This window comes from Lawsonibacter faecis (genome assembly GCF_014287675.1).
Taxonomy (GTDB): domain Bacteria; phylum Bacillota; class Clostridia; order Oscillospirales; family Oscillospiraceae; genus Pseudoflavonifractor; species Pseudoflavonifractor faecis.
Genome location: NZ_JACOPQ010000014.1, coordinates 100,290 through 110,642, shown reverse-complemented (window position 1 = coordinate 110,642; position 10,353 = coordinate 100,290). Strand labels below are relative to the sequence as shown.

General features: G+C 66.1%; 7 protein-coding genes. 2 read left to right on the top strand and 5 right to left on the bottom strand.

Annotated elements, in window-relative coordinates:
* Positions 1–626: 626 nt before the first annotated feature.
* From H8S62_RS15260 to H8S62_RS15245, 4 genes are read right to left on the bottom strand one after another with little or no spacing between them, the layout of a single operon-like run.
* Entirely contained in the window at positions 627–2,045 is a 1,419-nt protein-coding gene (locus H8S62_RS15260) for a hypothetical protein (protein ID WP_207723573.1), read from the bottom strand.
* A gap of 10 nt (positions 2,046–2,055) precedes the next feature.
* Positions 2,056–3,438, bottom strand: a complete 1,383-nt coding sequence (locus H8S62_RS15255; protein WP_186920160.1) for an MBOAT family O-acyltransferase — start codon at positions 3,436–3,438, stop codon at positions 2,056–2,058.
* On the bottom strand, positions 3,435–3,689 hold the full coding sequence (locus H8S62_RS15250; protein ID WP_186920158.1) for a hypothetical protein: 255 nt from the start codon (positions 3,687–3,689) through the stop codon (positions 3,435–3,437). Before H8S62_RS15250 ends, H8S62_RS15255 begins: the two co-directional genes overlap by 4 nt.
* Positions 3,682–5,475 carry a leucine-rich repeat protein gene (locus H8S62_RS15245; RefSeq protein WP_186920156.1) on the bottom strand — a complete coding sequence of 598 codons (1,794 nt, stop codon included), beginning with the start codon at positions 5,473–5,475 and terminating at the stop codon, positions 3,682–3,684. Before H8S62_RS15245 ends, H8S62_RS15250 begins: the two co-directional genes overlap by 8 nt.
* A gap of 149 nt (positions 5,476–5,624) precedes the next feature.
* Here H8S62_RS15245 and H8S62_RS15240 point away from each other — a divergent pair, with 149 nt between their 5' ends.
* Positions 5,625–6,329: a LytTR family transcriptional regulator DNA-binding domain-containing protein gene (locus H8S62_RS15240; protein ID WP_186920155.1), complete on the top strand. Its 705-nt coding sequence runs from the start codon at positions 5,625–5,627 to the stop codon at positions 6,327–6,329.
* A gap of 176 nt (positions 6,330–6,505) precedes the next feature.
* Here the strand turns inward: H8S62_RS15240 and H8S62_RS15235 are convergent, their stop codons facing one another.
* Positions 6,506–8,347, bottom strand: coding sequence for a sensor histidine kinase (locus H8S62_RS15235; RefSeq protein ID WP_155152342.1), 1,842 nt, complete (start codon positions 8,345–8,347; stop codon positions 6,506–6,508).
* On the opposite strand from H8S62_RS15235, the gene H8S62_RS15230 reads away from it, so the two are divergent.
* Complete coding sequence (locus H8S62_RS15230; RefSeq protein ID WP_186920153.1) at positions 8,333–10,327, top strand: hypothetical protein; 1,995 nt, start codon at positions 8,333–8,335, stop codon at positions 10,325–10,327. The two genes, H8S62_RS15235 and H8S62_RS15230, sit on opposite strands and share 15 nt — an antisense overlap.
* The last annotated feature ends 26 nt before the right edge of the window (positions 10,328–10,353 follow it).

Below are 10,353 nucleotides of genomic sequence, written 5' to 3'. Positions count from 1 at the left end.
GGTGCTGGCGGACGGCGACGCGTCCGGCGTCTTGCTGGGTGACGGGCTGCCGCCCGCGGGCTTGTCGCCGCAGCCGGCCAGTGCGGTCATCAGAAGCGCGCCGCTGAGTGCAAGAGCAAGAAGGTTTTTCTTCAATTTAATTCCCCCTACGTTAGATTGCAGATTACTGGAAACGTTTCATTGGAAACGTTTCCAGTAATCTATACTATTATTTTACTGCGCGGTTATTTATAATACAAGATGAAATGTCGTCAAATGTCGAATTTTGTCTAAAAGCGGCAAAGCGGTTTGTGAATTTTTATACAAAGTGCCGATGCACACACCAGTACTGATGGGATGGACTGCCCTCAGTCAGGGATAAAACCGTCCAATTACATGCGCGTGAGAAATGACGCTTCTTATGGCGGATGGGGCGGCTTTTTCCCTGGAAATCGAGCCTCATCCGCCATACAGCCTGCCGTCAAAGAAGCCACGAGGGGCTTCTTTGACAGGCTAAGGCCGCGTATCGAAATTCGATACGCGGCCTTTTTGACGGCTGGAGCGCCGGACGCGGCAAAAGAGCGGCAGGGCTGATACGATTCCCGCTGGAAATCCGTAGCATCCCGACTTGCCGGCTCATCCCCGCTTCAGGGTGCGTCCGGCAGAACCCTCTGCCCCCAGACGGACCAGAAATAGTCGGTCCGGTAGTCGGATAGGGCATCCGCGGGCACATAGACCGCCGCATCGGTCCCCTCCAGGAGGCCCTGCCCGACCCGGCACCCGGCGGGGGAGCCGGTCCGTATGCGAATCCGATCCAGGGCGGGGCAGCCGGAGAAGGCTCCGTCTGCGATCTGGGTGATATTCTGCTGAACGACTACCTCGCGCAGACGGGCCCCGCCGGCAAAGGCCCCGCCGCCGATAGCGGTGACGGGGAGGCCGTTCCACGCCGAGGGGACGGTCAGCGCTTCCCGCGCCAGCCCCCCCGCCGAGAGGCCCACCACCGTGAGAAGCCCGTCCGCCTCACGGTACAGGAAGCAGTCCGCGTCACGGTCGTCCCCGCTCCAGGTATCGGCGCCGGCCGGCGCCGGCTGCCGGGGGAGCGCAATTTCCGTGGGGCTGCTGTCACCCAGCACTGCCTTGATGTTTCGGACCAAAAGCCGGGTATACACGATTTTACCGCTGGCGTTGAGATGAAAATTGGTGTCGTAAAACCAGCCGGACTCCAGGATGCTCTGATTCGGGTCCCCGATGACGGGAAAGCGAAGGGCTGCCTGCAGCGCGTCGTAAAATTCATCCGGCCCCGCGTCTCCTACCACAGCCGCGGCGTTCATGGGACAGAAGGCGTACCACATCGTCGCACCCCGCTCCTCCACGGACCGGGCGTAGGCGTTGACCCGCGTCAGGAAAGCATCTGTGACCAGCGCGCTGTCGAAGCGGATGGGGGTGTTGGGGTCGTATCCGCCGGACATGATATTGCGCGAGCACAGACCGGAGACCACATCCCCGGCGGCGTTGAAGGAGGCGCGGCTGTATACCCCCCGGGGCCGGGGGGTCCGGCCCTGCAGAAGGTCCGCGTATTTCTGCGCCGCAAAATAGGGAAACTGCCCCGCCAGAGCGGACCGGTACGTCCCAGGCAGCCTGCCCAGCAGGGGAAAGGCCCCGTCCAGGGCCTGCCACATGACCGCGGGGTCGAAGAAGTCCGAAAGGGTCTGTTCCTGCTGCTCGGGGATGAGAATCACAATGTCGCCCGGGCGGATGAGGTCCTCCGACAGGTCCAGCATCACCGTGGTCCCCAGCGCGGCGTACATACCGAAGTTTACTACGGTGTAGTCGGGCAGCTCCCGCTCCATCAGCGCACTGTCCACCCCGAAGGCAACGCCGCTGCCGCCCACGAGGACGATGCGCGGCCCCTGGGCCTCCTCCAGATACTGAACCTTGTATTTCAGCTCCCCCAGGAAGGTGTCGCCGTACTGTGGGGGCAGGAGAAAGCCCCACCCCAGCAGCACGGCGGGGATGGACAGCAGCAGCAGCGCGGCGGTGACAACGGTTAAAACTCTCTTTTTCATACTCACCGGCCTAAAATTGAAAATAGATGAAGGCGTTTGTACCGCTGGAGGCCAGGGAGATCCACCAGCCCAGGCCGATGGCCAAAAGGCAGGAGAAAACGGTCATATCCCTGGCTGCGTCCCGCCCCTGTGTCCCGGGCGGCAGGCGGTCCAGGCGGGAGAGGCACACCAGCATCAGCAGGGGCGGCAGCAGGGCGGGCGCGGCGGCGCCCAGCAGCGCCGGGAGGGTCGTCCACCCGGTCCCCAGGCGGGAGAGGAGGGTCAGAGCGTCCGCCACGGTCTCCGCCCGGAAGAAGACCCACGCAAAGGTGACCAGCGCGAAGGTCCGCAGCCGCTGCAGGGCCGCCGTCCACCGCCCGTCCGGGAGCCGCGCGGGACAGCAGCGCTCATACAGGATACCGCCGATTTGGTAGAGTCCGTGGACGCCGCCCCAGAGGACAAAGGTCCAGTCCGCGCCGTGCCACAGGCCGCTCAGAAGGAAGACCGCCATAATATTCAGGCAGCGACGGGCCGTGCCCCGGCGGCTTCCCCCCAGGGGGATGTAGACATAGTCGGTGAACCAGCTCGTCAGGCTGATGTGCCAGCGCCGCCAGAAGTCCCGGATGGTCCGGGCGGAATAGGGCGCGTGGAAATTCTCCATGAGGTCGATGCCCAGGAGCTTTGCGGCGCCCCGCGCAATGTCCGTGTAACCGGAGAAATCACAGTAGATTTGAATGCCGAACAGAACCGTGGCCGCGGCGATCTGCGGGCCCAGGGCGGCCCCGGGGCCTGCGTAGACGCGGTCCACCAGCGGAGCCAGAAGATCCGCGACGACCAGCTTTTTGAAGTAACCGGTCAGGAGCAGCCAGCCGCCGGAGGACAGGTCACGGACAGAGAACCGCCGTTCCCGGCGCAGCTGAGGCAGCAGATGCTCCGGCCGCTCGATGGGGCCCGCAACCAGCTGGGGAAAAAATGAGACAAAGAGGGCGTAGTAGCCGAAATGCCGCTCGGGCTCGGTTTTCCCCCGGTATACGTCCAGCACGTAGGAGAGGGTCTGAAAGGTATAGAAGGAGATACCCACCGGGAGAATGAGCCGAAGGGAAAGCTGTGCGCCTGCGATGGAGGCAAAGAAACCGGCGTATTTGAAGAGCGCCAGGCAGCCCAGAGGCACCGCCAGGGCCGTGAGCAGACAGAACCGCCGCACCCGGCCCCTCTGCCCGTGGACGCCCAGTGCGCACAGCCAGGAGACCAGGGTCGTGCCCACCAGCAGCAGCCCGGCCCAGGGCGCCCACCAGAAGTAGAAGAGCCAGCTGGCGAGCAGCAGCAGCGGCCAGCGGAAGCGGTGGGGGAGACTCCAGTGGAGGAGAAACACCGCCGGGAAAAACAACAGAAATTCCAGCGTTTGAAAGCTCATGCCCCGCGGCCCCCCTCTCCGCGCGTCAGTCCGATAAGAGAGACTGCGGCGACCGCCAGCACCACGGTCAGCGCCTGCTCCAGGGTTTTGCCCCGGGCCAGCGCGTCCAGAACGGCGGCGGCCGTGCACAGGCCTGCCGGAAGGGCCCAGTGCAGCGGCCGCGTCCTTCCAAATGCCGCCAGCCCGGCAAAGAGGAGCGCGCCGGCGATCAGCGCCCACTGGAGCGCCGGTGAGAGCAGTATATCAGCCATCATATCCCACCAATCCGTCCTTTTCCATCTGGGCCCTGAGCAGCGGTATGATCCGCCGGGTGTGGAGCGTGGCCCCCTCCGTGGAGAGGTGGTTGTCCGTGCCGTAGAGGTAGACGCCGCTCCAGAGCGAGTCCTCCAGCGCGGAGATCACCGGCGCATGGAGGGCCTCTCTCAGGCAGGCGTCCAGGCCGGCGCGCGCCTGGGGCGTGCTGTCCTCGGAGACCGCCAGGGCGTTCCGGGGAGCGTAGGAGAAGTACACCCTCACGCCCCGCTGTGCGAACCTGTCGTACATCCGGTTCAAGGGGTCGATATACCGCTCCTTCGGGAACGCAGCCGCCGTATACTCCACGGGCAGGCCGTAGACAGGCGTCTCGGAGTCGGCGTTGGGCCGGTAGACCACATAGTCCCCATAGGCGTTGTAGCTGGGACTGTCCACGGGATAGCCGTCCTCGTCAAAATCCGCCGGGGACAGGGCGTAGCTCTTTTTGGTCATACCGTCCCGGATGGTCAGATAGCGCTCCAGGGCGCCGAAGACGTTGGTACAGCGCCGCAGGTCGAGCAGAGCCAGGGTGTCGTAATTGGATTCCATCATGCTGTAGAAGTGCTCGTCCAAATCGGTGGTGGTGCAGAATTGCCGCTTGGCCGCGTCGAATTCAGGACAGTGGAGCAGAATATCCCCCGGCTGCATGCACGGGAGGATCAGCTCCATCTGGGGCAGGGCGTTGGTGTAGGCGAAGACCCCCATGTTGACGATTTCATAGTCCGGGAAGGCCGCGTCCAGCGCGGCGCAGTCAAAGCCGAAGCGGGTTGACGAGCCGGAAAAGAGGACGATTTTCCTCCGGCTCTTCAGCGAGAGCAGGCGGTCGAATTTGTCCTGAAAGGTGTCGTAATAGGTACCGCTGTAGACCGGCCGCTCCGCCGCGTTCAGATGGAGCGTGGCCAGATTCCCGCAGCCGGAGAAGGCGCTGTTGCCGATGTGCCGGATATTATCAAAGAGATAGAGCGTGGAGAGCGCGGCGTCGGAGAACGCCCCGTCCTCAACGGTGTCCACGGTGTCGGGCAGGATGACGGTATCGCACCCGGCTTCCTGAAAGGCGCCCGCCGCGACGACACGTACGGGCAGACCGCCCAGCTCGCCGGGGACGGTGACGACGGCCTCATCCCCGCAGTATCCGGTGATGACTGCGCCGTCCTGCCCCGCCTCCCACCGGAACAGCCCGGACGGGGACCACCGGCTCCACTGGGCGTAGAGCGTCGTGCCCTCCTCCGGCGCCGCCCGGCTGCCCAGGCCCACGGCGGTGCCGGAGCCGTCAGGGCGGGTGTTCCAGCCCAATTGGGTGTGCCCCTCCCGATCAAAAAGGTCCGTGGCGGTGTTCCAGCGCAGGTGGGAGGGCGTCACCGGCACCGGGACGGGGGCGCGGCCCGAGCCGTCGTTGGGTTCGTAGAGCAGGCGGGCGTCGCTCTTCTCCACGGTCAGGGAGACGACGGTGGAGTAGCGTACCGCGGGCACGGTCAGCAGGACGCCGCCGCCCTGGCCGGGAGCCAGAGCGGCGTTTTCGTAGTCGGCGCCGACGATTTCGTAGCCGTCGGCGCAATTCAGGTAGAAGACGGCGTCGCCTCCACGGGAGACGGACTGGGTGTAGTCGGCGCAGGTGAAGCCCTCGCCCTCCTCCAGAACCACGCTGCACAGCCTGGCACCCTGCTCCGGCACGGCGGAGCAGGCGCACAGGCACAGCAGGCAGAACAGAAAGGGGAGGCTCTGAAAGGGAAACCGCTCGTGCTGCATCCTCGGCGCGCTCCTTTCCTGCATATACGGGATATAAAAATTTAGCTCCATTATAATAAAGAGCCCGGGGTATTGCAAGAAATATGCCCCTTGAAGCCGGCGGTCCCCCTGTGGTAAAATGAGCGAAACATGCGGGGAGGCGAGGGGCTGTGTATCATCTTGCGGTGTGCGACGATGTGGAGCAGGATCTGGCCGATGCGGTGGCGGTGGCCGCCTCACTCCTGAAGGAGCGCGGCGTGGCGTACGAGCTCCAGCGTTTCCGCACTCCGGCGGCGCTGTCGGCGGCGCGGGAGCGGGGCGCCGCCTGGGACCTCATTCTGCTGGATATTATGATGGACGGGCAGGACGGCATTGAACTGGCCGAGGCCCTGCGCGAGGCCGGGGACGAGACCGACCTGGTGTTCATCACCAGCAGCCCGGAGTACGCCCTGGCGGGCTACCGCAGCTACCCGGTGAGCTACCTGCTCAAACCCCTCACCCGGGAGAAGCTGGGCCCGGTGCTGGAGCGCTGTCTGGAGCGGCGGCAGAAGCTGCCCTCCCTGGTGCTGGACGCTCTGGAGGGCGGAAAAATAACCGCCCCCCAGGGGGACATCCGTTACATCGAGGTCTTCCGGCGGGAGCTGGTGGTCCACTGCGGGGACAGAAGCCTCTCCTGCGCCGGGACGCTGAGCGCAGCGCTGGACACCCTGCCGGCGGAGGGCTTTTACCGCTGCCACCGCAGCTTTGTGGTGCATCTGGCCTATGTGAGCGGAATTCAGAAATACCGCTTCCTCCTCCGCGGCGGGGGGGAGGTCCCCATCGCCATGCGGCACTACCAGGAGGCCCAGGAGCGCTGGCTGGCATATTTAAAATGAAGCGGAAGGAGCGGGCTGCGGCGAATAGGCGTGATGCCCTGCGGCGCGGGACGGGCGCCCGCACTGGGGCCGCCGCTGCAAACCGGCGCGTGTGCCGGCGCGCAGGCCGCATTCTCAGCTCAAACACAGCGGGAAACCGATGGGGCCGATTTGCACAGGCAAATCGGCCCCATCGGTTATTCTGACGGCTGAGGGACGCGGAGGGCGGCCCGAAGGGTGAATACGCCGCCCTCCTGCCTAAGCTCCAGCGCGCCGTCGCAGCGCTCCGCCACCCGCCGCATGGCCGGAATGCCCAACCCGTGGCTCTCAGAGTCTGCCTTGGCGGTGGCGAAGGGTGCGCCCGCCTCCGGCCGGGGCGGGGCGGAGTTGACACAGGTGATGAGCAGCAGCTCCCGCTTGACCTCCAGGGACAGGGAGATGAAGCGGTCCGCCCCCGGGGGCAGGCGCTCGCAGGCCTCCACGGCGTTGTCCAGGAGATTGGTCAGCAGGATGCACAGGTCGCTGTCGGCGATGGGCAGGCGCTCCGGAACCGCCGCGGCGCACTCCACCCTGATGCCCCGCTCCCTGGCCGGTCCAAGCCGCCCGGCCAGAAGGGCGTTGACCAGGAAGTTCTCCGCGTAGTAGAGGGGCGGCAGCGCTTCCGTCTCGCCGCTCAGCCGGGCCAGGTAGGCGCCCAGACGCTCGTCGTCCCCGGCGGCGTGGAGGGCCCCCAGCGTCTCCACATGGTGGCGCAGCTCGTGCTTGAGCCCCCGGACCTGGGTGATGGAGGCGCGCATCTGGGCGGCGCTCTCGGCGGCAAAGCGGTTTTGCAGCTTCACGGACTGCAGCTCCGCGTTCTGGCGCAGCAGAAGACCGTTGCGCCGGACCATCAGAGCGCCGAAGAGGAGCACCAGGGCGAAGCCCGCGTACTCGTTCTGCCAGGCGCCGCAGATGGGCTCGTAGGCGTTGGAATCCCCGATGCCCGCCGCCAGGCTGACCCCCAGCACGCCGCAGGCGGCGAGGACGAAGAAGGCCGTCCACCCCGCGCGCCGGGCCAGTCCCAGCCCGGCGCAGAGGGCCAGCCACGCCCAGACCGCCAATTTATAACAGTCAATAACCGCCCCATAAAAATTGACGAAATTACCCGCATTTGGTATGATGAACAGAACCGAAACTGTGCAGAAGAGGCAGAGAAGGAGCGTGGCCGGGCGGAGCAGCCGCCGGTACCAGCTCTTTTGCTCCAGCCCCGCGCACAGCGCGGCCAGCGCGGCCGCCTGGGCCAGCACCAGCAGCCAGGAGGCGTCCTCCACGGCGTACCAGAGCCTGGAGTATCCCCAGAGCTTCCACACAAAGGGGTGCGCGCAGTGGACGGCGAAGGCCAGACAGAGCAGACCGAACTGGCGGAAGAGGGCGTCCCGCGCCCGGGAGACCCACAGCACCAGGGAGAAGAGGGCCAGCGTCAGAGCCGCGGCGCACAGCGCCGCGTAGACCAGCGTGCGGACGGAGAAGAGCCGGTCCATCACCGCCGCCGTGCCCAGGGCGGGGGGATAGGTGAGTCCGCTGTAGTAGTGGGAGCGGTTGACGGTATGAAGCTCCAGCACCGTATCGCCCTCCCCCACGCTGACGACTGCCGTGCCGCCGCCGCCCGTCTCAGCCGCTGCCGCGCCGTCTACATAGAGGATGTACTCCGTAAAGACGGGCGGAATCTCCAGCAGGAGGGTCGTGGGCGCGCCGCTGTAGCGCAGGGTGAGGCGGTAATTCCCCTCCCCGAAGGGGGAGGTCCCGCCGCTTAGGTGGGAAAAATTGGAGTACTGGCCGATGAAGACCTCCCGGCCGTTCAGGAGCCAGCCGTCGATGAGAAAGAGGGGGCGGTCCAAATCGGCCTCGGTAAAGGCGAACACGCCGCCCTCCCCGTAGGGGGGGCCGGCGGTATATTTGTTGTCAAAGCGGTACGTGAGCGCCAGGAGCACGGAGAAGGCCGCCAGCACGGACAGCGTAAACACAACGGGTAGGAGACTGTTTTTATGAAGCTTTTTCAACAGGTGTGCCTCCTTTCTGCCTGTGCGGCGCTGCTGCTGGGCCTTGCGGGGACTGCCTGCGGAGAGGAGGGGCCATCGGGCCGCGTCTATACGGTGGGGTCCAATGGGGAAATCCCCGGCGTGCTGTTCCCGCGGGAGGTGGATTATGAGGAATTTCTCGCCCAGTGCGGCAGCCAGGAGCTGTACTGGAGCGAATGGGACAGCGACGTCTTCGCCATCGAGTGGAACCGGGAGGCGTTTGACTCCGCCGTCAGCGGCGGCAAGACGGAATTTTCAATGGAGGGGACCTATGCGCTGCCCGGGGACTGCCCGGAGGAGCTGAGAGAGCTCTGGGACGCCGGGCTGGTGACGATGCCGGAGCCTCCTGAGACCACGGTCTGGGTCAGGCCCAGGGATTTTGTGACGACCTATTTTCAGGAGCCCGAGGACCTGCCCGCCGTTGAGGTCTACCGGGGCGCCGGCTTTGAGGAGGCGGTGCGCTTTGCAGGCATGGTGGAGCTCAGGCAGGGGGAGGAGGAGAAGGTCTACGACCCGGTCACGGCCTGGTTTCGGGTCTCCTGGTCCCGGGAGGACTATGAGCTGGGCATGGCGGACGGCGAAAAGACCTCTTTTGAAATCAGCGGCAGCTATCTCGGGCCGGACGACACGCGGCTGGAGGGATGGGTGCAGGCCGCGGGCGCGCCCAGGCTGGTGGTGAACGTCAAGCAGCCGCCCGCCGAGGCGGAGGTCTATTACGATCCCGCCTATGGCGGGGCGGGCGCGGCCGTCCGTACGCTTTACGTCACCCCGGACGCCGATTTTGACGCGCTGGCCCTTCCGGATGAGGTGACGCTGATGCGCCTGGGGCAGAACGGAAACTACCGCGATTTTGCCGTGACCTGGAACCGGGACGAATTTGAAGACGGACTGGCCTCGGGCGCGGACAGCTTTGCGGTCTCCGGGGCCTACGGCCCCGGGGCATCGTGGCCGCAGGAGGAGCTGGACTGGTGGGGCAGCCTGATTCTCCTGGATGAGGGCACGCCGGACCCGCAATTGACCGTCCATGTGGTGCAGGAGAAGAAGTACCCCTTTACCGCCGATATCGTGAACGAGGGGGATCTGGTGCCCCTCTTTACCTTCCCGTGGCTCAACGGGGCGGAGGAGGTGGCCTGCGCCTTTTCCCTGGACGATGAGACCTGGTATCAGGAGGCCACGGACTGGGCGTGGAGCGGAGATCCGGCCACGGGCCGGGTGGCGTTCACCGTGAGAATTTACGACGATGACTACGATATCCTCCCCATACCGCCGGACGCAGCGGTGTATGTCAAGCTGATTGTGACAGGCTCCGCCCTGGCGGGGGAGACCGACGTCTTCGTCCTCAAGCCGCCTGCGGACGGGGGAGGCAGCTGGGACATGACCCCCTATGACGATCAGGGCGGCGACCACGGCGGCGGCGGCCAGGGCGAGCACGACCGGCCCGGACGGGAGGACGGCGGCTCTGGCGCTGCCTCCGGGCTGACCTTCCGGGAACTGCTGGAGATGGTGAAGCGGCTGCTGCCGGCCCCTGCGCCTGTGCAGCCGCTGAGCCCGCCGGAGGTCCTTGAGCCCAGTTACAGCGCCGCGCCTGCGCCGGAGCCGGAGGAGCGCCCCGCTCCGTCTAAGGCGCCGGAGCCGGCGGACAGCGCGGCCCCCGCGCCTGCCGGGCGGCCGCAGAAGGAGGACGGAGGACAGGCCGCCCGGCTTCCCGCGGAGGTGCGGCAGCCGGAAGCGGAGCAGGCGCTGGCGGCCGCACCCGAGGAAGGCCCGCAGGCCGTGCCGCCGACGGACGCCTCCCCCGAGGCGGCGCCGCCTGCGCCCGCGCCCGGTCCGGAGGCCGCTCCCGAGCCGGTGGCAGTGCAGGAGGGCGTCGCAATTCCCGGCTACGCGGTGGCCGTCGCGGCCACCGCGGCGCTGATTCTGGGCGGCGCGGCGCTGTTTTGCCGCCGGGACAAGGGCAAATAATGCTTCCACAGGCGTCCCCTCTCCTT